The organism is Microbacterium wangyouchuni, from assembly GCF_054072595.1.
Genome location: NZ_JBSVRM010000006.1, coordinates 57,611 through 81,691 on the forward strand (window position 1 = coordinate 57,611; position 24,081 = coordinate 81,691).

At 63.5% G+C, this 24,081-nt stretch carries 24 protein-coding genes and 1 tRNA gene; 23 read left to right on the plus strand and 2 right to left on the minus strand.

Annotated elements, in window-relative coordinates:
* The first annotated feature begins 31 nt into the window (after positions 1 to 31).
* From ACW5CM_RS11535 to ACW5CM_RS11625, 19 genes are all read left to right on the plus strand, one after another.
* Positions 32 to 1,384 (plus strand): RsmB/NOP family class I SAM-dependent RNA methyltransferase, encoded by a 1,353-nt coding sequence (locus tag ACW5CM_RS11535; RefSeq protein ID WP_457125080.1) that lies wholly within the window; start codon positions 32 to 34, stop codon positions 1,382 to 1,384.
* A 12-nt stretch (positions 1,385 to 1,396) separates the two neighbouring features.
* Positions 1,397 to 2,077 (plus strand): ribulose-phosphate 3-epimerase, encoded by a 681-nt coding sequence (gene rpe, locus ACW5CM_RS11540; protein ID WP_438254559.1) that lies wholly within the window; start codon positions 1,397 to 1,399, stop codon positions 2,075 to 2,077.
* Positions 2,074 to 2,337, plus strand: coding sequence for a phosphoribosyl-ATP diphosphatase (locus ACW5CM_RS11545; RefSeq protein WP_438254560.1), 264 nt, complete (start codon positions 2,074 to 2,076; stop codon positions 2,335 to 2,337). The genes rpe and ACW5CM_RS11545 overlap by 4 nt, the downstream gene beginning before the upstream one ends.
* A gap of 39 nt (positions 2,338 to 2,376) precedes the next feature.
* Complete coding sequence (gene hisG, locus ACW5CM_RS11550) at positions 2,377 to 3,216, plus strand: ATP phosphoribosyltransferase (protein WP_438254561.1); 840 nt, start codon at positions 2,377 to 2,379, stop codon at positions 3,214 to 3,216.
* Positions 3,216 to 4,013, plus strand: coding sequence for an imidazole glycerol phosphate synthase subunit HisF (gene hisF, locus ACW5CM_RS11555; RefSeq protein WP_438254562.1), 798 nt, complete (start codon positions 3,216 to 3,218; stop codon positions 4,011 to 4,013). Before hisG ends, hisF begins: the two co-directional genes overlap by 1 nt.
* Positions 4,000 to 4,386, plus strand: coding sequence for a phosphoribosyl-AMP cyclohydrolase (gene hisI / locus ACW5CM_RS11560; RefSeq protein ID WP_438254563.1), 387 nt, complete (start codon positions 4,000 to 4,002; stop codon positions 4,384 to 4,386). The genes hisF and hisI overlap by 14 nt, the downstream gene beginning before the upstream one ends.
* Positions 4,383 to 4,967 carry a Trp biosynthesis-associated membrane protein gene (locus ACW5CM_RS11565; RefSeq protein WP_457125081.1) on the plus strand — a complete coding sequence of 195 codons (585 nt, stop codon included), beginning with the start codon at positions 4,383 to 4,385 and terminating at the stop codon, positions 4,965 to 4,967. Before hisI ends, ACW5CM_RS11565 begins: the two co-directional genes overlap by 4 nt.
* A 47-nt stretch (positions 4,968 to 5,014) precedes the next feature.
* Positions 5,015 to 5,245 carry an HGxxPAAW family protein gene (locus tag ACW5CM_RS11570; RefSeq protein ID WP_438254857.1) on the plus strand — a complete coding sequence of 77 codons (231 nt, stop codon included), beginning with the start codon at positions 5,015 to 5,017 and terminating at the stop codon, positions 5,243 to 5,245.
* Entirely contained in the window at positions 5,245 to 6,021 is a 777-nt protein-coding gene (gene trpC, locus ACW5CM_RS11575; RefSeq protein WP_439254629.1) for an indole-3-glycerol phosphate synthase TrpC, read from the plus strand. Before ACW5CM_RS11570 ends, trpC begins: the two co-directional genes overlap by 1 nt.
* Positions 6,018 to 7,238, plus strand: a complete 1,221-nt coding sequence (gene trpB / locus ACW5CM_RS11580; RefSeq protein ID WP_439254630.1) for a tryptophan synthase subunit beta — start codon at positions 6,018 to 6,020, stop codon at positions 7,236 to 7,238. The genes trpC and trpB overlap by 4 nt, the downstream gene beginning before the upstream one ends.
* Positions 7,235 to 8,038, plus strand: coding sequence for a tryptophan synthase subunit alpha (gene trpA / locus ACW5CM_RS11585; RefSeq protein WP_438254567.1), 804 nt, complete (start codon positions 7,235 to 7,237; stop codon positions 8,036 to 8,038). The genes trpB and trpA overlap by 4 nt, the downstream gene beginning before the upstream one ends.
* 10 nt (positions 8,039 to 8,048) lie before the next feature.
* Positions 8,049 to 9,050: a prolipoprotein diacylglyceryl transferase gene (gene lgt / locus ACW5CM_RS11590; protein WP_438254569.1), complete on the plus strand. Its 1,002-nt coding sequence runs from the start codon at positions 8,049 to 8,051 to the stop codon at positions 9,048 to 9,050.
* Between the two features lie 161 nt (positions 9,051 to 9,211).
* Positions 9,212 to 13,735 carry a glutamate synthase large subunit gene (gltB, locus tag ACW5CM_RS11595; protein WP_457125191.1) on the plus strand — a complete coding sequence of 1,508 codons (4,524 nt, stop codon included), beginning with the start codon at positions 9,212 to 9,214 and terminating at the stop codon, positions 13,733 to 13,735.
* Positions 13,728 to 15,194 (plus strand): glutamate synthase subunit beta, encoded by a 1,467-nt coding sequence (locus ACW5CM_RS11600; RefSeq protein ID WP_457125082.1) that lies wholly within the window; start codon positions 13,728 to 13,730, stop codon positions 15,192 to 15,194. The genes gltB and ACW5CM_RS11600 overlap by 8 nt, the downstream gene beginning before the upstream one ends.
* Before the next feature lie 57 nt (positions 15,195 to 15,251).
* Positions 15,252 to 16,700, plus strand: coding sequence for a pyruvate kinase (gene pyk, locus ACW5CM_RS11605; protein WP_438254573.1), 1,449 nt, complete (start codon positions 15,252 to 15,254; stop codon positions 16,698 to 16,700).
* 115 nt (positions 16,701 to 16,815) lie between these two features.
* Positions 16,816 to 17,457, plus strand: a complete 642-nt coding sequence (locus ACW5CM_RS11610) for a hypothetical protein (protein ID WP_457125083.1) — start codon at positions 16,816 to 16,818, stop codon at positions 17,455 to 17,457.
* Positions 17,458 to 17,519: 62 nt separating this feature from the next.
* Positions 17,520 to 18,071: a hypothetical protein gene (locus ACW5CM_RS11615; RefSeq protein WP_457125084.1), complete on the plus strand. Its 552-nt coding sequence runs from the start codon at positions 17,520 to 17,522 to the stop codon at positions 18,069 to 18,071.
* Positions 18,072 to 18,332: 261 nt separating this feature from the next.
* Positions 18,333 to 18,767: a hypothetical protein gene (locus tag ACW5CM_RS11620; protein WP_457125085.1), complete on the plus strand. Its 435-nt coding sequence runs from the start codon at positions 18,333 to 18,335 to the stop codon at positions 18,765 to 18,767.
* The gene (locus ACW5CM_RS11625) at positions 18,764 to 19,297 is read left to right on the plus strand and encodes an RNA polymerase sigma factor (RefSeq protein WP_457125086.1); all 534 of its coding nucleotides are present in this window, start codon (positions 18,764 to 18,766) and stop codon (positions 19,295 to 19,297) included. Before ACW5CM_RS11620 ends, ACW5CM_RS11625 begins: the two co-directional genes overlap by 4 nt.
* A gap of 105 nt (positions 19,298 to 19,402) precedes the next feature.
* Here the strand turns inward: ACW5CM_RS11625 and ACW5CM_RS11630 are convergent.
* A tRNA-Leu gene (locus tag ACW5CM_RS11630) sits at positions 19,403 to 19,485 on the minus strand.
* 101 nt (positions 19,486 to 19,586) lie between these two features.
* Here ACW5CM_RS11630 and ACW5CM_RS11635 point away from each other — a divergent pair.
* The 3 genes from ACW5CM_RS11635 (at position 19,587) to ACW5CM_RS11645 (ending at position 20,708) form a co-directional block, all read left to right on the plus strand.
* Complete coding sequence (locus tag ACW5CM_RS11635; RefSeq protein WP_438254580.1) at positions 19,587 to 20,207, plus strand: ANTAR domain-containing response regulator; 621 nt, start codon at positions 19,587 to 19,589, stop codon at positions 20,205 to 20,207.
* On the plus strand, positions 20,204 to 20,350 hold the full coding sequence (locus ACW5CM_RS11640; RefSeq protein WP_438254581.1) for a hypothetical protein: 147 nt from the start codon (positions 20,204 to 20,206) through the stop codon (positions 20,348 to 20,350). The genes ACW5CM_RS11635 and ACW5CM_RS11640 overlap by 4 nt, the downstream gene beginning before the upstream one ends.
* A 100-nt stretch (positions 20,351 to 20,450) precedes the next feature.
* Positions 20,451 to 20,708 (plus strand): hypothetical protein, encoded by a 258-nt coding sequence (locus ACW5CM_RS11645; protein ID WP_457125087.1) that lies wholly within the window; start codon positions 20,451 to 20,453, stop codon positions 20,706 to 20,708.
* 255 nt (positions 20,709 to 20,963) lie between these two features.
* On the opposite strand, the gene ACW5CM_RS11650 is transcribed toward ACW5CM_RS11645, so the two are convergent.
* Positions 20,964 to 21,368 (minus strand): hotdog fold thioesterase, encoded by a 405-nt coding sequence (locus ACW5CM_RS11650; protein ID WP_439255036.1) that lies wholly within the window; start codon positions 21,366 to 21,368, stop codon positions 20,964 to 20,966.
* Positions 21,369 to 21,431: 63 nt separating this feature from the next.
* Between ACW5CM_RS11650 and polA the strand changes: the two genes are divergently transcribed.
* Entirely contained in the window at positions 21,432 to 24,065 is a 2,634-nt protein-coding gene (polA, locus tag ACW5CM_RS11655; RefSeq protein WP_457125088.1) for a DNA polymerase I, read from the plus strand.
* Positions 24,066 to 24,081: the final 16 nt, after the last annotated feature.

The following is a 24,081-nucleotide window of genomic DNA, read 5'->3' on the forward strand; positions in this document are numbered from 1 at the left end:
CCGCCCCGCGCGTGCGCCACAGGCACGCCAAGTGTCTCCTGCGCGCCGCGTCGCCTACGACGTTCTCCGCGCCGTCAGCGACTCTGATGCCTATGCGAACCTGCTGCTGCCCTCGGCGATCGCCGAGGCCCAGCTGAACCCGCAGGATGCGGGGCTGGCGACCGAACTCACCTATGGCACGCTCCGCCGACGCGGCACCTACGACGCGATCATCGCCGCCGCTGCCGGCCGGCCAGCGGACGAGATCGACGCGCCGGTGCTCGACGCTCTGCGCCTCGCCACCCACCAGTTGCTCGCTACCCGCGTCGCCTCGCACGCAGCGGTCAACGAGTCCGTGAACCTCGTCTCTGATGCTGTCGGTAGGGGACCGTCCGGATTCACCAATGCCGTGCTGCGTCGAATCTCTCAAGACACACCCGGTGTGTGGCAGGAACGCATCGAAGCGGCGGCACGCTCGGACGATGAGCGGCTGGGGCTGCGCACCGCGCACCCGGTTTGGATCATCCGCGCGCTGCGGCGTGCACTCGCTGCCGAAGGCCGAGTCGAAGAGCTGGAAGAGCTCCTCGAGGCCGACAACGTCTCGCCTCAGGTCACCCTCGTCGCCCTTCCCGGCCTCGCCGAGCGCGGTACTCCCGCCCGTCCCTACGCACCGACCGCATTCGCTTCACCGGGCGGAGACCCGCTGAAGATGATCTCCGAAGCCGGCGGCAGGATCCGCGTGCAGGACGAGGGCTCGCAGCTCGTCGCCCTCGCGCTAGCCGCTGCGAAGCCGATTGCGGCGGGGGAGCAGTGGCTCGACCTCTGTGCCGGCCCCGGCGGCAAGACAGCACTGCTTGCGGCCATCGCGAACCAGCACGAGGTCACGCTCGAAGCCAACGAGGTGATCCCGGCACGCGCAGGGCTCGTCCGCAAGGCGTTGCAGGCCGTGCCCGGTGAGGTCACTGTCCACGAGCAGGACGGGCGCGACCTGGTTGCAGCGAACCCTGCGCGGTTCGACCGGATCCTCGTCGACGCGCCTTGCACGGGACTGGGCGCTCTGCGTCGTCGCCCCGAAGCACGCTGGCGCAAGACGCCGGCCGATGTCGCCGAGCTGGTCCCGCTGCAGGAGCAGCTGCTCGCCGGTGCCATCGATGCTCTCGCACCGGGCGGTGTGGTCGCGTACGTCACGTGCTCGCCGCACCTCGCCGAGACCAGCGGCGTGGTCGCCGAGGTGCTGCGCACCCGCGATGACGTCGTTGAACTGGATGCCGCGGCGATCCTCGCATCGCTCGTCGACAGTCCCATCGACCTGGCATCCGACGGGACCGGCAGAGTGCAGCTGTGGCCGCACCGCAACGGCACCGACGCGATGTTCCTCGCGCTCCTGCAGCGCACTATGAGCTAGGAGAATGACCCCATGAGCCTTCCCTCGGCCCCGCGCATCAACCCCAGCATCCTGTCCGCGGACTTCGTCAATATGCAGGCGGATCTGGAGCGCATCGCATCCGCTGATTTCGTGCACGTCGATGTCATGGACAATCACTTCGTGCCCAATCTGACATTCGGGACGCAGATGGTGGAACGTATTCAAGCGACGAGCCCGGTGCCGCTGGATGTTCATCTCATGATCTCGGATGCCGATCGTTGGGCGCCGGGGTACGCCGAGCTGGGCGCAGCCAGCGTCACCTTCCATCTGGAAGCAACGGCCCGTCCAGTGGAACTTGCCCGACGCCTCCGTGAGATCGGCTCCCGCGCCGGGGTCGCCATCAAACCGGACACTGCCGGTGACAGCCTCTACGAGATCATGGATGAGTTTGATCAGATCCTCGTGATGACTGTCGAACCCGGTTTCGGCGGTCAGGGCTTCCTGTCTTCGACCATGCCGAAGCTGCGTGCGCTGGTCGAGGAAGCTCGGCGGCGCAACTCGACGGTCTGGTTCCAGGTCGACGGCGGCATATCACTCGACACGATTGCGCAGGCAGCCGAGGCGGGCGCCGACACATTCGTCGCGGGATCTGCCGTATTCGGTGCCGAGAACATCGAAGCGGCCATCCACGGGCTTCGAGAGCGTGCGCGAGCCGCTAGCCTGGAATCGTGAAGACTTTCGACGAGCTGTTCGCTGAGCTCAGCGTCAAGGCCGAGACCCGCCCAACCGGATCCGGAACCGTCGCCGAGCTCGACGGCGGTGTACACACGATCGGCAAGAAGATCGTAGAAGAGGCAGCCGAGGTATGGATGGCTGCCGAGTACGAATCAAACGATGAAACTGCCGAGGAGATCTCGCAGCTGCTTTATCACCTGCAGGTGATGATGATCGCGAAGGGACTGAGCCTTCAGGATGTCTACCGACATCTGTGAAGCGTTCCCGACCCTTCCCCTCTGATCTGAAAGCGCCCCATGCTTCGTATTGCTGTCCCCAACAAGGGCTCACTGTCTGAGACCGCCGCCGAGATGCTCGCCGAAGCCGGTTATGCCGGCCGCCGTGATTCCAAGACTCTCCACCTCGTCGACGCACCCAACGGCGTTGAGTTCTTCTTCCTCCGCCCACGTGACATCGCCACGTACGTGGCATCGGGTGCGCTCGATGTGGGCATCACTGGCCGTGACCTGCTGCGCGATGTCCCCCAGCAGGCGCGGGAGATCCAAGAACTCGGATTCGCGCGGTCGACCTTCCGTTTCGCTGCTCCCAGCGGGCAGTACTCCACGATCGAGGAGCTTTCAGGAGCGCGCATCGCCTCCGCTTATCCCGGTCTGGTGGACCGCTTCCTGCGCGAGCACGGCATCGAGGCCACCCTGGTGTCGCTCGATGGGGCCGTAGAGTCCGCTGTGCGCTTGGGCGTTGCCGATGCGATCGCCGATGTCGTGGAGACGGGCACCACCCTGCGGCAGGCGGGGCTGGAGATCTTCGGTCCGGTCATCATCGAATCCGAAGCCGTTCTCATCAGCCGTCCCGGCGACGCGGAGGGAACCGACAAACTACTGCGTCGCCTGCGCGGTGTAATCGTCGCACGACGGTATGCACTTCTGGACTACGTGCTTCCGGTCGAACTGCTCGAAAAAGCCGTTGCGATCGCTCCGGGCCGCGAGTCGCCGACGATTTCGCCGCTGAAGGACGATTCCATGGTGGCCGTGCGTGTGATGATCCCGCAGAAGGGCATCAACGGTGTGATGGATGATCTGTACGCTCTGGGCGCCAGAGCGCTGCTGGTCACCGCGATCCACGCTGCGAGGCTCTGATGACTCTCACCAGCCGAGTGATCCCATGCCTCGATGTTGCAGCAGGTCGCGTCGTCAAAGGCGTGAACTTCGAGAACCTGCGCGACATGGGCGATCCTGTCGAACTCGCGGCGCACTACGCTGCGCAGGGAGCCGACGAGATCACCTTCCTCGATGTCACCGCCACGGTCGATGAGCGCGCGACCACCTATGACGTCGTTCAGCGCACCGCCGAACAGGTGTTCGTTCCGCTCACCGTTGGTGGGGGCATTCGCAGCGTTGAAGACGTCGCCCGGCTGCAGGGCGTTGGCGCAGACAAGATCGGTGTCAACTCAGCCGCGATCGCGCGACCCGATCTGATCGGCGAGATCGCGGATCGTTTCGGCTCGCAGGTGCTCGTACTCTCGCTCGACATCAAAAGATCGACGACTACGGCATCCGGCTTCATGATCACCACCCATGGCGGACGCACGGCAACAACGCTGGACGCACTGGACTGGGCACGTGAGGCGATCGAGCGCGGTGCCGGTGAACTGCTGGTCAACTCCATCGACGCCGACGGCACCCGCGACGGCTTCGATCTCGAGTTGGTGCGCCTGATGCGCGAAGTCTCGTCGGTTCCCGTGATCGCTTCCGGCGGCGCGGGCGCTGTCACCGACTTCGCGCCCGCGATCAAGGCCGGTGCGGATGCTGTGCTGGCCGCGAGTGTCTTTCACTCTGGGGCGTTCACCATCGGTGACGTCAAGGCCGCTATGCGCGCTGAGGGGATTCTGGTTCGAGACGCGGCATCTAGCGAGCGGGGCGATGCTGATGACTGATCTGGAAGCGCGTATCGCCCAGGTGGTGTGGAACGCCGACGGCTTGGCGCCCGCGATCGTGCAGCAGTGGGACACGCGTGAGGTTCTCATGCTGGCTTGGCTGGATGCTGAGGCTCTTCGGCGCACTCTGACTACCGGTCGCGTCACCTACTGGTCCCGCTCACGGCAGGAATACTGGCGCAAGGGCGATACCTCAGGCCACGTGCAGCAGGTGCGCGAAGCGCGTCTGGATTGCGACGGTGACGCCATCCTGCTGCTCGTCGAGCAGATCGGACCCGCGTGCCACACCGGAACACGCACATGCTTCGATGCGAACGACCTCGAAGCTGTCGCCTTTTCCGCTGAACAGGCGGAGTCAGGCACCCCAGAATGAACGCGGTCAAGCGCGGCCGCAGCACCGCGGCCATCGGATTTCTGCTCGCGGGCGGCATCGGAATCATCTCGTCTACGCAGACCTGGCTGACACTCCAGCGCTCCGATGGCGGTGAGCCGATTCTGATCCCCGGTGCGGATGCTCTCGCGCTGCTGGCACCTCTGAGTCTTGCCGTGCTCGCGCTCGGCGCGGCGCTGGCCATCGCCGGAGTGGTGCTGCGCTATGTCTTTGCGGTCATTGCGCTGCTCGCCGGAGGCTTTCTGACCTGGTGGACGGCCGAGATCCTCATCGAGGCGCCCGAGGCGGCGTACGCTCCGACGGTGACTGAGACCACAGGTCTTGCCGGCGGAACAGCCGTTGCCGACGTCATCCAAACGCTCTCTCCATCTCTGTGGCCGTGGGCTGCTCTGATCGGATGGGTGCTGTTGATCGCCACCGCGCTGTTCGTGCTGTCGACGGCGAGGCGGTGGAAGAGCGGGGGCAAGCGCTACCGCACCGACACCGTTCACGACGCTGAGGGCACCGTTGATGCCATTGACTCCTGGGATGACCTGTCGCGCGGGACAGACCCCACCCAATGACCCGGATAGACTGATTGCAATACCCCATGACTGCCTCGGAGGAGAACATGACCAACCCCATTGCTGACCCCGGCCACGGACACTCGCCTGCGGCTTGGACCGCTGTGGTGGTCATGCTGATCGGCGTCGCGGCCGGCACGGTAGCGTTCTGCTTCGAAGCGCCGCTGTTTGTGTGGATCTCGGTCGGCATCATCGTCGTCGGCGCTCTTCTCGGCCCGATTCTGGCGAAAGCCGGATGGGGAGTGAACGGACCCAAGTACTCGCCGAAGGGCCACTGATGGTCCTCGCCGACCTGACGGCCGGCGCAGTCCAGGACGCTGAGCGTCGTGCGCTGACACGCCCCCTCGCCGAGGTCGAAAAGGCCGCGCTCGCGCGCCCAGCGGCCAGGGATGCGCTGGCCGCACTCGCACCGGCAGAACGCGTCAAGATCATCGCCGAGGTCAAGCGCGCGAGTCCTTCTCGCGGTGCTCTCGCCGAGATCCCGGATCCTGCGCACCAGGCGGGCCTCTACGAGCTCGGTGGCGCCTCAGCGATCAGCGTGCTCACCGAAGAGCGCCGTTTCGGCGGAAGCCTGGCCGACCTCGAGGCCGTCACCGATCGCGTCTCGGTTCCGGTGCTGCGCAAAGACTTCATCGCCACCCCGTATCAGGTGCTCGAAGCGCGCGCGGCGGGGGCCGATCTCGCCCTGCTGATCGTTGCAGGTCTGGAGCCGAAGGTGCTGCAGCAGCTCTACACCCTGATCACGGAACTCGGGATGACCCCGCTGGTGGAGACCCATTCGGCAGAGGAGCTCGAAGCAGCGATCGACCTGGGCGCAGCACTCATCGGAGTGAACGCTCGCAATCTCAAGACGCTGGAGCTGGACCGCGACCTGTTCAGCACTCTGGTGGACCGGATTCCTGCGGATGCTGTGAAGATCGCTGAGTCTGCTGTGCTCGAGCCCGCCGACGTCGCGCGCTACCGCTCTGCAGGAGCAGACGTGGTGCTGATCGGCGAAGCGCTGGTGACCGGGGACCCGGTCGCCACCCTGAAGAGTTTCCTGGAGGTGGGATGAGCCTGCGCGACCAGCCGGGTCCGTTCTTCGGCGAGTTCGGCGGCCGGTACATGCCGGAGTCGCTCATCGCAGCGATCGATGAACTGACCGTGGCCTACGAAGAAGCCATCGCTGACGAGGCGTTTCGTGCAGAGCTCGCCGGACTGCTGGGCAGCTACGCTGGCCGGCCCTCGGCGCTGACCGAGGTGCAGCGCTTCGCGGCCCATGCCGGCGGCGCACGGGTGTTCCTCAAGCGTGAAGATCTGAACCACACCGGCAGCCACAAGATCAACAACGTGCTCGGTCAGGCGCTGCTCACCAAGCGCTTGGGCAAGACACGCGTGATCGCCGAGACCGGAGCCGGTCAGCACGGTGTCGCCACAGCGACAGCGGCAGCGCTGTTCGGCCTGGACTGCACGATCTACATGGGCGAAGTCGACACCGAGCGTCAGGCATTGAACGTTGCGCGCATGCGTCTGCTGGGTGCCGAGGTCGTTTCCGTCACCACCGGTTCGCGCACCCTCAAGGATGCGATCAACGACGCGTACCGCGACTGGGTCGCCACCGTCGAGACCACCAACTACATCTTCGGTACCGCCGCCGGTCCCCACCCGTTCCCCGCGATGGTGCGTGACTTCCAGAAGATCATCGGAGAAGAGGCCCGCCAGCAGCTGCTGGACGAGGTCGGTCGTCTGCCTGACGCCGTCGTGGCGTGCGTGGGCGGCGGATCGAACGCGATCGGTATGTTTGACGCTTTCCTGGATGACGAGAACGTGAAGCTCTACGGTGTGGAAGCTGCCGGTGACGGCGTGGACACCGACAGGCATGCGGCATCGATCGAGCGTGGTCGTCCGGGCGTGCTGCACGGTGCACGTACGTACCTGCTGCAGGATGAGGACGGCCAGACGATCGAGTCCCACTCGATCTCGGCGGGCTTGGACTATCCCGGCGTCGGCCCCGAGCACTCCTGGCTCGCCGATATCGGCCGTGCGGAGTACATTCCCGCAACCGATGATGAGGCGATGCAGGCGCTACGACTTCTGAGTCGCACCGAGGGCATCATTCCGGCGATTGAATCGGCCCATGCACTGGCCGGCGCGCTTCGGTTGGGTGCAGAACTCGGGCCGGATGCGATCATCGCGGTGTGTCTGTCCGGACGCGGCGACAAAGACATGGATACGGCCGCGCGCTACTTCGATCTGTATGACAGCGCCGCCGGTATGGAGACTGCCCGATGAGTCGTATCGAACGCGCCCTGCAAAAGGCTCAGGATGCTGGACGCGGTGCGTTCATCGGCTACCTGCCGGTTGGTTTCCCGGATCTTGAGACCAGCATCCAGGCCGCGATCACACTCGCTGAGAACGGCGCCGACGTCATCGAACTCGGTCCGCCCTACAGCGACCCGGTGATGGACGGACCAATCATCCAGGAAGCCACCCGCAGCGCGCTGGCAGCGGGTTTCAGAACCCGCGACCTGTTCACTGCGGTGAAGGCCATCGCGGCGGCGACTGATGTGCCCGTCGTGGTGATGACCTATTGGAACCCGATCGTGCAGTACGGCATCGACCGCTACGCCGATGACCTTCTGGCGGCCGGCGGTGCGGGGATCATCACTCCAGACATCACGCCAGAAGCGGCAGGGGAGTGGATCGCCGCCAGCGAACGCACCGGTCTGGATCGGATCTTCCTGGCAGCCCCCACCTCCACCGACGAACGCCTCGAGCTCGTCGTGAAGTCCTCGACCGGATTCATTTACACGGTCTCCACCATGGGCATCACGGGCGAGCGTGCGCAACTCGATAAGGCAGCGCGCACGCTGGTCAGCCGCCTGCGTACGCACGGCGCGACTCGCGCCTGTGTCGGCATCGGCATCTCCACCGCCGACCAGATCGCGGACGTCGTCGACTACGCCGACGGCGCGATCGTTGGAACCGCCCTCGTACGCGCTCTGCGCGACGGGGGACTGGATGCCCTGGCCGACGTCACCAAAACCCTCACCGCCGGCACTTCGTCGGCGGCCACCTCACACGGGAACTAGAATCGCACTCATGTCCCTCGCGCTCCACACAGCCTTCACCGGCGTGCTCACCAGCATCCCGAGCCCCGCTGTCAGCTACATCGACCTCGGTCCGCTGCGGATTCACTTCTACGCGCTGTGCATCATCGCCGGCATCGTGGTGGCCACGCTTCTGACTAATAACAGGCTGACCCGGCGTGGAGCAGAGCCGTGGGTTGTCATCGACATCGCGATCCTCGCCGTTCCGCTGGCGATCATCGGCGCGCGCATCTTCCACGTGCTCACGCATCCGAACTTCTACTTCGGAGAAGGCAAGAACACCTGGAATCCCTTGGAGCCGGGTTCGGTCTGGGCGATCTGGGAGGGCGGTATCGCCATCTTCGGTGCGCTTCTGGGCGGTGCCGTCGGCGCATACCTCGGCTGCAAGTGGACCGGCATCCGGTTCTGGACGTTCGCTGACGCTCTCGCGCCCGGATTGCTGCTGGCACAGGCGATGGGTCGTTTCGGCAACTGGTTCAACCACGAACTGTTCGGCCTTCCCACCGATCTTCCCTGGGGCCTGGAGATCGAATCGGACAATGTAGCCTTCCCTCCCGGCCTTGCCGAGGGCACGCTATTTCACCCGACGTTCCTCTATGAGGTCATCTGGAACGTGCTCGGCGTCTTCTTCCTGCTGTGGATCGGTCACAAGCTCAGCCTGCAGTGGGGCAAGGTCTTCGCGATCTACCTCATCTGGTACAGCGCCGGCCGCATCCTTTGGGAATCGATTCGTATCGACCCAAGCGAGATCATCCTGGGTCTGCGCAGCAACGTGTGGGCAGCGATTCTCAGCGTCGTCGTCGGTATCGTCATCCTGATCGTGCAGAGCCGCCGTCACACCGGACGTGAGGCATCGCCGTACGTCCCCGGACGGGGCCGGAAGGATGCCGACGCTGTTGTAGAATCGCAGAACAATCTCGACGACTTCGTCGATGTGAGCGAGCCTCCCGTCGAAGTTTCCACCGGAGCCACCGCCACAAGCACCGCTCCCTGAGTGAGGGAAGCTCCCGAAGCCTCACTCGCCGAGTAAGGAATCCATTGCACTGAACGAGCGGGCCAACGTCGTCCCCAGTGTCACTTGAGTATCTGAGGACGGTACAGGTGTACTTTCAACCTCCCTATGGCGCATCAGGCGCTTACCCCCCGAAGCAGGGCATGTACAACCCGGCATTCGAAAAGGATGCCTGCGGCCTAGCCATGGTCGCAACGCTCCGCGGAAGCGCGGCGCACGACATCATCCAGTTAGCACTAGAGGCCTTACGCAACCTCGAGCACCGCGGCGCTATCGGTTCCGACTCCGGAACGGGCGACGGGGCAGGCATCCTCACGCAGATGCCAGATGCGTTCCTCCGCGAAGTTACCGACTTCGATCTTCCCGCCGCAGGCGAGTACGCCGCAGGCCTCACCTTCTTGCCGTTGCACGCCGCAGAGCGCCGCACCCAGAAGGCGGGCGTTGAGAAGATCGCTCGCGAAGAGGGCCTCACGGTGCTGGGCTGGCGAGTGGTTCCCACCGCCAACCAGAACCTCGGCAAGCTCGCCGACGAAGCGCGTCCTGCGTTCGAGCAGCTCTTCGTCGCCACGAATCCTGCTCCCGCGGATCAGCAGCGACTGTCCGGTATCGCGCTGGATCGCGCCGCGTATCGGCTTCGCAAGCGCGCGGGTCATGAGCTCGGGGCGTATTTCGTTTCCCTGTCCAGCCGAACCATCGGCTACAAGGGAATGGTCACCACCCTTCAGCTCGAGCCGTTTTACCCGGATCTGCAGGACGAGCGGTTCGCCTCGGAGCTTGCGGTTGTGCACTCCCGCTACTCGACGAACACTTTCCCGTCGTGGCCGCTCGCGCAGCCGCTGCGGATGCTGGCGCACAACGGCGAGATCAACACCGTCGGCGGCAACCGCAATTGGATGCGTGCACGACAGTCCCAGCTCGAATCGGAGCTGCTCGGAAACATTCGCCCGCTGCTGCCCATCTGCACCCCCGGAGCCAGCGACTCGGCATCCTTCGACGAGGTCCTGGAACTGCTGACTCTCACCGGCCGCAGCCTGCCCCACGCGATCATGATGATGGTGCCGGAGGCCTATGAGAAGCAGACGGACATCGCGCCGGACCTGCGCGCCTTCTACGAGTACCACTCCAATCACATGGAGCCCTGGGACGGCCCCGCCGCTCTCATCTTCACCGACGGCACACTGGTCGGCGCAACCCTTGATCGCAACGGGTTGCGCCCGGGCCGTTGGACCGAGACGACGGATGGGCTGGTCGTGATCGGCTCCGAGACCGGCGTCCTGGAGTTCGAGCCGGAGCGCATCAAGCGCCGCGGACGGTTGCAGCCGGGCAAGATGTTCCTTGTCGATACCGAGGCCGGGCGGATCATCGAGGACGAGGAGATCAAGCACGACCTTGCGACGATGCATCCGTGGCAGGAATGGCTCGATGAGGGCACCGTGCGGCTAGCGGAACTTCCCGAGCGCGAACACATCGTGCACCCGCCGGCATCCATCACTCGGCGCCAGCGCACATTCGGCTACACCGAAGAAGAAGTGCGCATTCTGCTCACGCCGATGGGACAGCACGGCGCAGAGCCTTTGGGCGCGATGGGATCTGACACACCGATCGCCGTGCTCAGCGAGCGTCCGCGTCTGCTGTTCGACTACTTCACCCAGCAGTTCGCTCAGGTGACGAACCCGCCGCTGGATTCGATCCGGGAAGAGGTCGTCACCAGCCTTCGGCTCGGGCTCGGCCCGGAGCGGAACCTGCTGAGCTGGGGTCCGGAGCACACCCGTACCGTCACGCTCGATTTCCCGGTGATCGATAACGACGAACTGGCGAAGATCCGCTATATCGACCGGGCGCTGCCGAATCGCTCGGCCGTCACGATCAGTGGCCTTTATCATTTCGACGCTGGCGCTCATACGATGCAGGAACGGCTCACCCAGATGTGTGCCGAGGTCGACGACGCGATCGCCAGCGGGGCCGAATTCATCATTCTTTCCGATCGGGACTCGAACAAGGACCTCGTCCCGATCCCGTCGCTGCTCATGGTCTCGGCAATCCATCACCATCTAATCCGGCGCGAGAACCGCATGAAGGTCGGCCTGATCGTCGAAGCAGGCGATGTGCGTGAGGTGCATCATGTGGCGACCCTGATGGGCTATGGGGCCTCCGCGGTGAACCCGTACCTGGCGATGGAAACTGTCGAGCATCTGGTTCGTACCGGCTTCATCACCGGGATCACCCCGGAGACGGCGGTCCGCAACCTGATCTACGCGCTCGGCAAGGGCGTTTTGAAGATCATGTCCAAGATGGGCATCTCCACGATCTCGTCGTACTCGGGCGCTCAGGTGTTCGAAGCAGTTGGTCTGGGCCAGGAGTTCGTCGACGCGTACTTCACCGGAACCGAGACCAAACTCGGCGGCATCGACATCGAAGACGTGTTCGCGGAGAATCAGGCCCGTCACGACTATGCATATCCGGAGGACGCGGCAGCGCGTGCACATGAGCGCCTGTGGACCGGTGGGGAGTACCAGTGGCGACGTGACGGCTCGCCCCACCTGTTCAACCCCGAGACGGTGTTCCGACTGCAGCACTCCACGCGTAATCGGCGATACGACATCTTCCGCGAGTACGCCAAGCTCGTTGATGACCAGGCTGCTGAGCTGAAGACGCTGCGCGGGCTGTTCCGGCTGCGTCAGGGAGCGCACCCCGCTGTGCCACTGGATGAGGTCGAATCCGTGAGTTCGATCGTGAAGCGATTCTCGACCGGCGCAATGAGCTACGGCTCTATCTCACGCGAAGCGCATGAGACCCTGGCCATCGCCATGAACAGTATCGGCGGCAAGTCGAACACCGGTGAGGGCGGCGAGGACGTCGATCGGCTGCTGGATCCTGAACGACGCAGTTCCATCAAGCAGGTCGCATCCGGTCGGTTCGGCGTGACGAGTCTGTATCTGACGAAGTCCGACGATATCCAGATCAAGCTCGCACAGGGAGCGAAGCCCGGCGAAGGCGGGCAATTGCCACCGGGCAAGGTCTACCCCTGGGTTGCGCGGACGCGTCATGCCACCGCGGGAGTCGGTCTCATTTCGCCGCCACCGCACCATGACATCTACTCGATCGAAGATCTGAAGCAGCTCATTTTCGATCTGAAACGCGCGAACCCCGGTGCGCGGATCCACACCAAGCTCGTGAGCCAATCCGGCATCGGTGCGGTTTCCGCCGGTGTCGCGAAGGCGCTCAGCGATGTCATCCTGGTTTCCGGACACGACGGCGGGACGGGAGCGAGTCCACTCAATTCGCTGAAACACGCGGGGACACCCTGGGAGCTGGGCCTCGCTGAAACTCAGCAGACACTCATGCTCAACGGCATGCGCGATCGCGTTGTGGTGCAGGTTGATGGACAGCTCAAAACCGGACGCGACGTCATCATCGGTGCACTGCTGGGTGCGGAGGAATTCGGATTCGCAACCGCTCCGCTGGTCGTCAGCGGATGCATCATGATGCGCGTATGTCATTTGGACACCTGTCCAGTGGGCGTCGCGACGCAGAACCCGGCGTTGCGCGAGCGTTTCACGGGTAAACCGGAATTCGTCGTCAATTTCATGGAGTTCATCGCTGAAGAGGTGCGCGAGATCCTCGCCGAACTCGGTTTCCGTTCGCTTGATGAGATCATCGGCCGCGCCGACCTCATCGAGGCGAATGCGGCGATAGCTCACTGGAAAGCGGACGGTCTGGATCTTTCACCGATCTTGAAAGGACCGGAGTTCCCCGCATCCGAGCCTCGTCGGAGTGGACGCCCGCAAGAGCACGAACTCGATAAGCACTTTGATGTTCAGCTCATAGCGATGGCGAAGGATGCTCTCGAGGAGAATGCTCCGGTCGTCGCCGAGCTGCCGATTCGCAACACTGAGCGCGCCGTCGGCACCATGCTCGGTCATGAGGTGACCGCCCGGTTCGGCGCTGCAGGACTGCCGCGCGAGACGATCGATGTGACCCTGCACGGCACCGCTGGGCAGTCACTCGGCGCTTTCCTGCCCGCAGGGATCATCCTCCGACTCGAGGGCGACGCGAATGACTACGTAGGCAAGGGGCTGTCCGGAGGCGATATCGTCGTTCGCCCACCGCGCAGCTCGAACTATGCCCCGCATGAGAATGTGATCGCCGGCAACGTCATCGGCTACGGCGCGACTTCGGGAGCGATGTTTATCTCCGGAGTCGTAGGGGAGCGGTTCCTGGTGCGAAACTCCGGTGCGACCGCGGTCGTCGAAGGAGTCGGCGACCACGCCTTGGAATACATGACCGGTGGTGTAGCCGTGATTCTGGGAAACACCGGGCGCAACCTCGGCGCCGGGATGTCCGGCGGTGTGGCTTATGTTCACGCGCTGCGTACCGAGAACGTCAACCAGCAGTCTCAGGAAAGCGGAGAACTGCAGCTGCGAGAGCTCGACCGGGCGGATCTGGAAGTACTGCGCAGCCTGCTCGCCGAGCATGCCGAGCGTACCGAGTCTCCATTGGCTCAGCGGATGCTGGACGGCTTCGATGCCGTGGCATCCGAATTCGTAAAAGTACTGCCGCGTGACTTCGCGGCGGTGCAGTCCATGCGCCAGGAAGCAGAGGCAGCCGGTATCGATCCGGATGGCGACGCAGTCTGGAGCCGGATCCTGGAGGTGACCGGTGGCTGATCCCAAGGGCTTTCTGAAGGTGACGGAGCGCGAGCTGCCAGCACGGCGCCCCGTTCCGGTTCGCATCATGGATTGGAAAGAGGTCTACGAGCCGGGGGAGACGGCGGTGCTGCGCCGTCAGGCAGGCCGCTGCATGGACTGCGGTGTGCCGTTCTGTCACCAGGGGTGCCCGCTCGGCAATCTCATTCCCGAGTGGAACGATCTGACTTGGCGCGGCGAGGATCGTTCGGCTATCGAACGCCTCCACGCGACGAACAACTTTCCCGAGTTCACGGGCCGGCTGTGTCCTGCACCGTGCGAAAGCGCATGCGTGCTGGGAATCAACCAACCCGCGGTGACCATCAAGCAGGTCGAGGTCTCGATCATCGACAACGCTTTCAACAGAGGGTGGGTGGAGCCGCAGCCGCCGGAGCGACTCACCGGGAAGACCGTCGCTCTCGTCGGCTCGGGCCCGGCGGGGCTCGCGGCCGCTCAGCAGTTGACGCGGGCCGGACACACGGTTGCTGTCTTTGAGCGGGACGACCGTATCGGCGGGCTGCTGCGGTACGGCATCCCGGACTTCAAGATGGAGAAGTCTCACGTCGAGGCCCGCCTGCGCCAGATGCAGGAAGAGGGCACCCGCTTCCGCGCCGGAGTGGAGATCGGCCGGGACATCAGTTGGGCGGATCTGCGGGCACGTTATGACGCCGTGGTGATCGCCACCGGTTCGACGGTGCCACGCGATCTACCGTTGCCGGGGCGCGACCTGGACGGTGTGCACTTCGCGATGGAGTACCTCGTGGAGTCGAACCATGCCGTTGCCGGTGACACGGTGACGGATCAGATCACGGCCAAGGGCAAGCACGTCATCGTCATCGGCGGCGGAGATACCGGTGCTGACTGCATCGGAACCGCGCACCGGCAGGGGGCATTGAGCGTCACCAATTTGGCCATCGGCACGCAACCCGGCACCGAACGGCCCGATCATCAGCCCTGGCCGATGATGCCGAGCATCTTCGAGGTGCAGTCCGCGCATGAAGAAGGCGGTGAACGTCACTACCTGGCATCCACTGTCGAGTTCCTCGCGAACGCGGCCGGCGAGGTGCGTGCGTTGCGCGTCGCTGAAACCGAGTACGTCGACGGCAAGCGTGTGCCCAAGAGCGGTACGGAGCGTGAGATCCCGGCGGACTTGATCCTGATCGCGATGGGATTCACCGGTCCCGAACACGATCTGTTCACCGATGAGCTGCGGCCAGAGGTGACGGCATCCGGTGGCTTCGAGCGCGATGGGGCGTACGCGTCTACGATTCCCGGCGTTTTCGTCGCCGGTGACGCTGGCCGCGGCCAGTCGCTCATCGTGTGGGCGATTGCTGAAGGGCGCGCTGCGGCAGCAAGTGTCGACCGGTTCCTGATGGGGGAGTCGGTATTGCCGTCGCCCGTTATGCCGAATGATGTCGCGATCGGCCTGCAGCCCGCGTAGGCTGGCTGAGGCAACGTCGCCAGTTCTGTTCCCTCACCTCTTACCCTGGAGAATTACTTGAGACGCGCGAAAATAGTCGCCACGCTGGGCCCGGCAACTTCAAGCTATGAAAATGTTCGAGCCATCATCGAAGCAGGAGTCGACGTTGCTCGACTGAACCTCAGCCACGGTGACTACTCGGTTCACGACGCCAACTACGCGAACGTTCGTCGCGCGGCGGATGACGCGGGCAAGGCTGTAGCGGTTCTCGTCGACCTTCAGGGTCCGAAGATCCGTCTCGGCAAGTTCGAGGGCGGCCCGTACGACCTCGCTGAGGGTGACATCTTCAAGATCACCACGGAAGACATCGTCGGAAACCGCGAGATCTGCGGAACCACCTTCAAGGGTCTCCCGAACGACGTCAAGCCCGGCGACTTCTTGCTCATCGATGATGGCAAGGTGCGCGTCGAGGTCGTCGAGACCGATGGCACGGTCGTGACCACCAAGGTGATCGTCGCCGGTCCCGTCTCGAACAACAAGGGTATCAACCTGCCCGGTGTCGCTGTCAACGTTCCCGCGCTGAGCGAGAAGGACGAGGCAGATCTTCGTTGGGGCCTGAACATCGGCGCCGACCTGATCGCACTGTCCTTCGTGCGCGACGCCAGCGATGTCGAGCGTGTGCACGAGATCATGGCAGAAGAGGGCATCAAGGTCCCCGTCATCGCGAAGATCGAGAAGCCGCAGGCTGTCGACGCGCTCGAAGAGATCGTGGACGCCTTCGACGGAATCATGGTCGCCCGTGGCGACTTGGGCGTCGAGCTGCCGCTCGAGGCTGTGCCGATCGTGCAGAAGCGCGCAGTGGAACTGGCCCGTCGTAATGCAAAGCCGGTCATCGTCGCAACGCAGATGCTCGAGTCGATGATCTCGAGCCCGGTTCCGACTCGCGCTGAGACCTCCGACGTGGCGAACGCCGTGCTGGATGGTGCGGATGCTGTGATGCTCTCGGGCGAGACGAGCGTGGGCGAGTACCCGGTTGTCGTCGTCGAGACGATGGCACGCATCGTCGAGTCCACTGAAGAGCACGGCCTGGAGCGCATCGCACCGCTTACGAACAAGCCACGCACCCAGGGTGGTGCCATCACGCTGGCAGCTCTTGAGGTCGCCGACTTCGTCGATGCCAAGTACCTGTGCGTGTTCACCCAGTCCGGTGACTCGGCTCGTCGCCTGTCGCGTCTGCGCTCGCGCATCCCGATGCTGGCCTTCACGCCCGAGCCCGGCATTCGTCGGCGCATGGCGCTGACCTGGGGAATGCACTCGACGCTGGTGGACCCGGTGCAGCACACCGACCTGATGTTCCTGCAGGTAGACGAGTACCTGCTCAAGAACGGCATGGCCACGGAAGGGGACAAGGTCGTCGTGATCTCCGGTTCCCCTCCCGGAATCGTCGGATCGACCAACGACATCCGCGTTCACAAGGTCGGAGACGCCGTCAACGGCGCCGCGCCGATCTACAAGGAGAGCAAGTAGCTCTCAGCGCGTTGAGGAAGGGGCGGTGCTTCGGTACCGCCCCTTTCGCATGCCCGGGCTGCAGCCGCGGGCGGGATGTGAGCACTCTGTGAGGGCCATCCGGTAGACCGAGATCATGACGCATCCGCAGAAGCATTTGACCGACGCTCCTGGTTCTTTGGGATGGAAAGTGGCGCCCTCGAGATTCAGGTGGGGCCTCGCTGTCGGTTCGCTCGCCGTTGTGCTCGCGCTTGCGGGCTGCACCGTGCCCGCAGCATCCGAGGAAGCCGCGCCCGGTGGAGTCGCCGATGAGCAGGCCTCGGCTTCTGAACCAGCCACCGCGTCTGACGGCGGCTCCACGGCGGAGCCGGTCGAGAACACGGCGGAGCCGGTCGAGAACACGCAGGAGGAGTCGTGTGATTGGAACTCACCGCGGATCACGGGCTCCGTCGACACCCCTCAAGAACAAGGTCTGGAATTGTCCGAGGTGCTCGTCGGAGCGTGGCAGCACACTCACACGGATGAGGGATCGGGCTTCGAGGAGGTGCCTAATGACCACAGGTTCGTGTTCCCCGCTTCGGATCGGCTGCTGTACTGCCAGCATGTTCCGGGAGCCACCGAGTACGCAGAGAACGCAGCGGATGTCACTCTGAACGACACCACGATCGAGCTGCCGGGCGGTAAGTACGGCTATACGGTCACTGCCTGGGACGAAGACACCATGCTGTGGGACAACCCCGTCGGCGGCGGGTACGTCTACCTGCTGCAGCGACGTTAATACAAGTGGAGGCTCCTGACAGGCTAAAAGTCTTCACTGCAGCCGGTGATTATGGTGGGGGTATGGCGGACAGCGACGATCGAATGAACATGCCCTCTCATCTCGACCGAGCCATCATCTGGTCGGGCGTCGGAGCTGCAACGGCTCTCGCTGCGCTGCTGCTGATGTTCGGGGCTTTCGGATTCGCGAGTTCGGAGCCCCGCGCTGACAACGTCGGTGAAGAGGGTATCGGCATCATGTTTGGTGTCGTTGGCTGGGCCTTCGGGCTGCTGGTCGCCCTGCTCGCGGGCTCGGTGCTCGCACGATGTGTCGACCGCAGGAGGTGGTGGCTGCGCCTGCTTCCGGCGCTCGTGAGCGTGGCGTGGATGTTGCTTGCACAGGCTGCGATGTACGGTCAGTGGTTCGAAGGGGCGGTCAGTGCGTGGCCGCTAATCGACGGCCTGCCCTCGGGGCTCAGCCTCTTGCTGTGGCCATTTCTCGTGTTCTCGATCTACACGCTCGGCGCGGTGCCAATCGGCATCGCGCTACTGATCATCTGGATCGTGCTGATCATCAGAGGTAGATCGCGTAGCTCGGCTGAACGTCAGGTCGGCACACCCACCCCGGTCGCGTAGCCGCGCGGCTCTGACTTCCCAGCAAGCCCACTCGACAATTTTGGCGACGGTTGGACAAAACGGTCTTGAGCGGTCATGTACATGGTGAATGCACTTATTGGAGGGCACACCATGGACACCACGGATCTCGAGCTATTGCTTCGCGAGACGGCACCCCAGCCGTCGCTGCCCGATCGGCTGGCTGCGCACCGGGAGAGGATCCTGGCCGGGGAGAAGTCACGTCGAACCCGTCGCTTGCGGATGTGGGCTGGCAGCACAGCCGTGGCCGCTGTGATTCTCGGCGGAGGGTCTGCGGCCATGGCGGCCAGCGGCATGGAAACGCCTTGGGGGTGGGTCGCGGACAATGTCTTCTCGGTGTCAAATGGTGCCGAGACCTGCGTCGCAGGATTCACTGTCAGCTTCTCGGAGGGCGTAGACGAGGACTCAGACATCGCGCGTGAAACACGAGCGTTCGTGGGCTCGCTCGACCTTCAGACGCTGGACACCGCGCAGATGGAAGCTGTGGTCCGTGAGTCGAAACCCACCGCTCAAAACGAGAGTGGCGATCCAATTCCGATCAGCATGAGCGATGCGGAGGTCAAGCAGTTTGCTGTGTGGCGGGTTTCCTCGGAGTTGATGTGGGAGCACCTGGAGGCAATGGGATACGACGCTCATCTCGTCGGCTTCAACATGGCCAACGATGAGTGTGCCTGGTGAGTGCTGCTGACAAGCAGGCCCACTTTGAGGTTGCTATCAGAGACTGCGAAGGTGACCTTGTCCGCTACTTCTTGCGCAGAATACCCAACCCGGCTGATGCCGCCGAAGCGCACGGCGAGCTACTCATCACGGCATGGAAACTCCATCGCAAAATGCCGGCCGACGCGACAGAAGCACGCATGTGGCTATTCGGTGTCGCTCACAACGTCTTGCGAAGCACCCGACGCAACTGCGCACGCCATTCGGCCGCGGTACAGAGATTCGCGGACGAACTGCGAACCACTCCGAAACCCCAGCCCGAAGACAAGGGTGTCGAGCTCCGAGATGCGATCGCATCACTTCCCGCAGGCGAAGCCGAACTAGTACGACTGGTTTACTGGGACGGCTTCAGATCCCATGAGGCAGCTGCGGTCCTCGGCATCAACGCGTCTACCGCGAGATCAAGAATGGCCAAGGCCAAGGCGCAGCTTCGGGCGCTGATGGAACCAGCTAAGTCCGTCGTCGCTGATGCTGCGTATATTTCGCGGTAGCCAGGCCGAAGTCCGCTAGCGCGGCGAAGGCAGGATCCTGGAACTGGTGCGCTGGGACTAGCAGAAACCGCCGCTCAGGCCCGCTGGTGCGCATTGCAATTCAAGTGCCGGCGGTGGGACTCGAACCCACACGTCCTTGCGAACAAAGCATTTTGAGTGCTCCGCGTCTACCATTCCGCCACGCCGGCTCACATGTTGCGTATTCGACTTTAGCGCAGAGTGAGGGGTGATCCTGTCCACGCTCGGCGGGTGCGGCAGCGGCACAGCGAGTCTCGACTAGAATGTGTATGTGACCGAGCAAGAACTGTCTGAGCAGCCCACGGCATCCGCCCCGCGACGCGTCGTCGTCGCCGAAGACGAATCGCTGATTCGACTCGACATCGTCGAGATTCTTCGTGACAACGGCTTCGATGTCGTCGGTGAAGCAGGTGACGGTGAGACCGCTGTGGCATTGGCTACAGAGTTGCGTCCCGACCTGGTCATCATGGACGTCAAGATGCCACAGCTCGACGGCATCAGCGCTGCAGAGCGCCTGCACAAGGCGAACATCGCCCCCGTGGTGCTGCTGACGGCCTTCAGCCAGAAAGAGCTCGTCGAACGAGCCAGCGAAGCCGGTGCGCTCGCCTACGTCGTCAAGCCGTTCACTCCGAACGACCTTCTTCCGGCGATCGAGATCGCTCTCGCGCGTCACGAGCAGATCATCACGCTCGAAGCTGAGGTCGCCGACATGGTCGAGCGCTTCGAGACCCGCAAGCTCGTTGACCGTGCCAAGGGCCTGCTCAACGAGAAGATGGGACTGTCCGAGCCTGAGGCGTTCCGCTGGATCCAGAAGGCATCCATGGATCGCCGACTGACGATGCAGGATGTCGCCAAGGCGATCATCGAGCAGCTCGCGCCCAAGAAGGAATGACCGACCTCGGCGACGGAATCCGTCTCCGAGCGATCGAGGCGGGGGACGGCGCCGCGATGGTCGCCGCATATGATGCCAACAGAAAGTACCTGCGGATTGCGGGGGAGTGGCAGGACCACGTGTTGTTCCAGCGGATCCTCTAGTTGGTGACTTCTTCTGCACCGATTGCCTTCTATCGGTGGTCCTCCACAATTCTCGGCACCCGGGTTTCTCTCGTGATTGCTAAGGCGTAACCTCGTGTGCATGGCGATGAGCAACGCGGAGTTACAGCGTCGTGTCGAGCAGAACAAGAACGACGCAGAAGAGTTCTACGAGATCCTCAAGGCGCATACCTTGCGCTTCGATGGTGTCGACAAGCGCTTCGATGGTGTCGACAAACGCTTCGATGGTGTCGACAAGCGCTTCGATGGCATGGACAAGCGCTTCGATGGTGTCGACAAACGCCTCGATGGCATCGAGGTCAAGCTGGACACCGTCATTGAAATCCTGACGGAGCGTTGACGGCGGACAGCGAAGACTACGACGAGAGTCTCCCGATCCAGGGTTACGGCCCCGCGGAGGCGTATGCCCGACTCATCACAACCGGGGGAACGCTGCTCCAGCAACGCGGCCGTTTTGAGCAGATGACGAACCGACAGCATCAGCATCAGCGACGCTCGTTTTAGAGGAGTGGACCGGCGACTCGACAAGTTCGAAGACGTCGACGAGAAACTGGCCCGACTACTCGCGATACGTGACCGTGGCAAGGCCTCGTGATCAGGCGGGGAGGTCCTTGATCATGTTCGTGATGCGGACGGTCGAGCAGCGACGCCCCTGATCGTCTGTCACGACGATCTCGTGCACGGCGACGCTGCGCCCGAGGTGAATCGGCGTGCAGACGCCCGTCACGATTCCCGTGGTGGCGGAGCGCGTGTGGGTGGCGTTGATGTCAACGCCCACGGCGAGACGCCCGGGACCTGCGTGCAGATTCGCGGCCATCGATCCCAGAGACTCGCCGAGCACGACGTAGGCGCCGCCGTGGAGCAGCCCCACCGGTTGTGTGTTGCCCTCAACCGGCATCGTCGCGACCGCACGTTCGAGCGTGAACTCGGTGAAGATGATCCCCATTTTGTCTGCGAGTGCGCCCAAGCCTCGTTGCATCGCCCAATCCAAACCGGTCATCTGGACGCTCTCACTCACGGATCCTCCTCAGCGGGTGTCCGTCGTCCTCGTTAGGCTTACTGTGTGACGGACTCCGCAAAGCCTACCCTCATGGTCGTTGACGGCCACTCGCTCGCCTATCGCGCATTCTTCGCACTGCCGGTCGAAAACTTCACCACGAAGGACAATCAACACACCAACGCCATCTACGGCTTCTTGTCGATGCTGGTGAATCTCATCAAGGCCGAGAAGCCCACTCACCTGGCCATCGCCTTTGATACTTCCCGGCATTCGTTCCGCACGGATGAGTACCCCGAATACAAGGCGACTCGCTCCGAGTCTCCGCAGGAGTTCCGCGGTCAGGTTCCGCTGCTGCAGGATGTCCTCGCGGCGATGTCGATCCCTGTGCTGACGAAAGAGGGCTTCGAGGCCGATGACATCCTCGCCACGCTGGCGGCTCAGGGCGCTCAGGAGGGGTACGACGTCCTCGTCGTCTCGGGCGACCGCGACACGATTCAGCTCGTCACTGATGAGGTGACCCTGCTTTATCCATCTGTTCAGGGCGTCTCGCAGCTTAAGCGTTACGACCCTGCCGCAGTCATGGAGCGATATGGCGTGCGCCCGGAGCAGTACCCCGACATCGCAGCTCTCGTGGGCGAGACCAGCGACAACCTTCCCGGCGTGCCGAAGGTGGGGGAGAAGACGGCCGTCAAGTGGCTCACGCAGTTCGGCACCCTGGATGACCTGCTCGAGCGGGCAGAAGAGATCAAGGGCGTCGTCGGAGGTAACCTCCGCGAGCACATGGATGCTGTGCGACGAAACCGCAGGCTCAACCGACTGCTCACAGATGTCGAACTGCCCGTTCTGCCGGGCGACCTCGCTGTCGCTCCGATCGACGCACAAGCCGTTCGCGACATCTTCGCGCGGCTGGAGTTCCGCACCCTGCTGCCCCGAGTCTTCGACGCAGTCGGAGCGGGTGATGAGCCGACCCACGACGAACCCGCAGTGCAGATGCCCACGCCCAGCGAGGTCTCCGCGGTCGAACTCGCACAATGGATCACGAGCCAAACAGGTGAGCTCGGTCTTACGCTCGCCGTCGCCGCCGGGAAGATCAGCCGAGTCGGCGTTGCAAGTCTCACTGAACTGCGTGAAACCGACTGGTCTGAGGGCGCCGTCGAGGCTTTGCGCTCGTGGCTCGAGTCTGACGCGCCCACGATTCTGAACGACGCAAAGCCTCAGATCAAGGCGCTTCTGCGCGCAGGTATCCGGCTGGGTGGTGTGACGTACGACACGCTCTTGGCAGGTTGGCTGCTGCGGCCCAGCTTCCCCGACAAGACGCTCGCTCATCTCGTCGAGCGCTACCTGGGCGAGAAACTCCCGGTGGCTGATCCTTCGCAACTCGTCCCCGAGACTGATGGGGCAACGCCCGCGCAGGAGGCGTGGTTCACGTTGCGCACAGCGGCAGCTTTGCGCGACGACCTGCCTGAACCTGTGGCATCCGTTCTCACCGACATCGAGCTTCCGACGCTCCTGGCTCTGGCCGATATGGAAGAAGCCGGCGTCGCTGTTTCGCACGATGTGCTCTCCACTTTCTCCGGAGAACTCGCTCGTCGCACCGATGCGATCGCCATCGACGCGTTCGCGCTGGTCGGACGCGAGTTCAATCTGGGCTCACCGAAGCAGCTTCAAGAGGTGCTGTTCGAAGATCTGCAGCTACCGAAGACCCGCAAGACCAAGACCGGGTACTCGACGGATGCTGCGGTTCTCGCCGATCTGCAAGAGAGCAACCCGCACCCGTTCCTCGACCTGCTGCTACAGCACAGAGAAGCGACGAAACTTCGCCAGATCATCGAGTCGCTCGACACCGCGATCAAAGACGACCACCGCGTTCACACGACCTATGTGCAGACAGGCAGCCAGACCGGTCGGCTCTCCAGCACTGATCCGAACCTGCAGAACATCCCGGTGCGCACCGAGGAATCCCGCCGCATCCGCAGCGCGTTCCAAGTCGGTGAAGGCTATGAGACTCTGCTGACCGCCGACTATTCGCAGATCGAGATGCGCATCATGGCGCACCTTTCTGGCGATGAAGGTCTGATCGAAGCGTTCAATACCGGAGAGGACCTGCACCGTTTCGTCGGCGCACGTGTCTTCGGCGTAACGCCAGAAGAAGTGACCTCGGCGATGCGCACCAAGGTCAAGGCGATGTCGTACGGTCTGGTCTACGGCCTCAGCGCTTTCGGCCTGTCGAAACAGTTGCGTATTGAGCAGTCCGAAGCGAAGAAGCTCATGATGGAGTACTTCGCTCGTTTCGGTGCGGTGCGCGACTATCTGCGCGCGTCGGTTCTGAAGGCGAAGGAAGACGGTTACACCGAGACGATCTTCGGTCGTCGTCGCCCGTTCCCTGACTTGAACAGCCCCAACCGTGTGCTGCGTGAGAACGCCGAACGAGCCGCGCTCAACGCACCGATCCAGGGCAGTGCCGCCGACATCATGAAGATCGCACTGGTGGAGATTCATGATGACCTGCGGCGTGCACAGATGCGTTCGCGTGTGCTCCTGCAGATTCATGATGAGCTCGTGGTCGAGGTGGCGCCAGGGGAGTGGGATACGACCGAGCAGATCGTTCGTGCGCGAATGGCGGACGCCGCGAGCCTCACTGTGCCGCTTGATGTGCAGGTCGGTCGCGGTCGTGACTGGAACGAGGCCGCGCACTAAGCCGCAAGAGACCGTG

Bases quoted from the DNA above. Each gene is read 5' to 3' on its own strand.
- ACW5CM_RS11570 (WP_438254857.1), top strand. From the start codon at position 5,015: ATGACCAACCCCATTGCTGACCCCGGCCACGGACACTCGCCTGCGGCT.
- trpA (WP_438254567.1), top strand. From the start codon at position 7,235: ATGAGTCGTATCGAACGCGCCCTGCAAAAGGCTCAGGATGCTGGACGC.
- ACW5CM_RS11645 (WP_457125087.1), top strand. From the start codon at position 20,451: ATGGCGATGAGCAACGCGGAGTTACAGCGTCGTGTCGAGCAGAACAAG.
- hisG (WP_438254561.1), top strand. From the start codon at position 2,377: ATGCTTCGTATTGCTGTCCCCAACAAGGGCTCACTGTCTGAGACCGCC.
- trpB (WP_439254630.1), top strand. From the start codon at position 6,018: ATGAGCCTGCGCGACCAGCCGGGTCCGTTCTTCGGCGAGTTCGGCGGC.
- ACW5CM_RS11565 (WP_457125081.1), top strand. From the start codon at position 4,383: ATGAACGCGGTCAAGCGCGGCCGCAGCACCGCGGCCATCGGATTTCTG.
- gltB (WP_457125191.1), top strand. From the start codon at position 9,212: ATGTACAACCCGGCATTCGAAAAGGATGCCTGCGGCCTAGCCATGGTC.
- ACW5CM_RS11615 (WP_457125084.1), top strand. From the start codon at position 17,520: ATGGCGGACAGCGACGATCGAATGAACATGCCCTCTCATCTCGACCGA.
- lgt (WP_438254569.1), top strand. From the start codon at position 8,049: ATGTCCCTCGCGCTCCACACAGCCTTCACCGGCGTGCTCACCAGCATC.
- hisI (WP_438254563.1), top strand. From the start codon at position 4,000: ATGCTGATGACTGATCTGGAAGCGCGTATCGCCCAGGTGGTGTGGAAC.
- rpe (WP_438254559.1), top strand. From the start codon at position 1,397: ATGAGCCTTCCCTCGGCCCCGCGCATCAACCCCAGCATCCTGTCCGCG.
- hisF (WP_438254562.1), top strand. From the start codon at position 3,216: ATGACTCTCACCAGCCGAGTGATCCCATGCCTCGATGTTGCAGCAGGT.
- ACW5CM_RS11640 (WP_438254581.1), top strand. From the start codon at position 20,204: ATGACCGACCTCGGCGACGGAATCCGTCTCCGAGCGATCGAGGCGGGG.
- ACW5CM_RS11650 (WP_439255036.1), bottom strand. From the start codon at position 21,368: ATGACCGGTTTGGATTGGGCGATGCAACGAGGCTTGGGCGCACTCGCA.
- trpC (WP_439254629.1), top strand. From the start codon at position 5,245: ATGGTCCTCGCCGACCTGACGGCCGGCGCAGTCCAGGACGCTGAGCGT.
- ACW5CM_RS11610 (WP_457125083.1), top strand. From the start codon at position 16,816: ATGACGCATCCGCAGAAGCATTTGACCGACGCTCCTGGTTCTTTGGGA.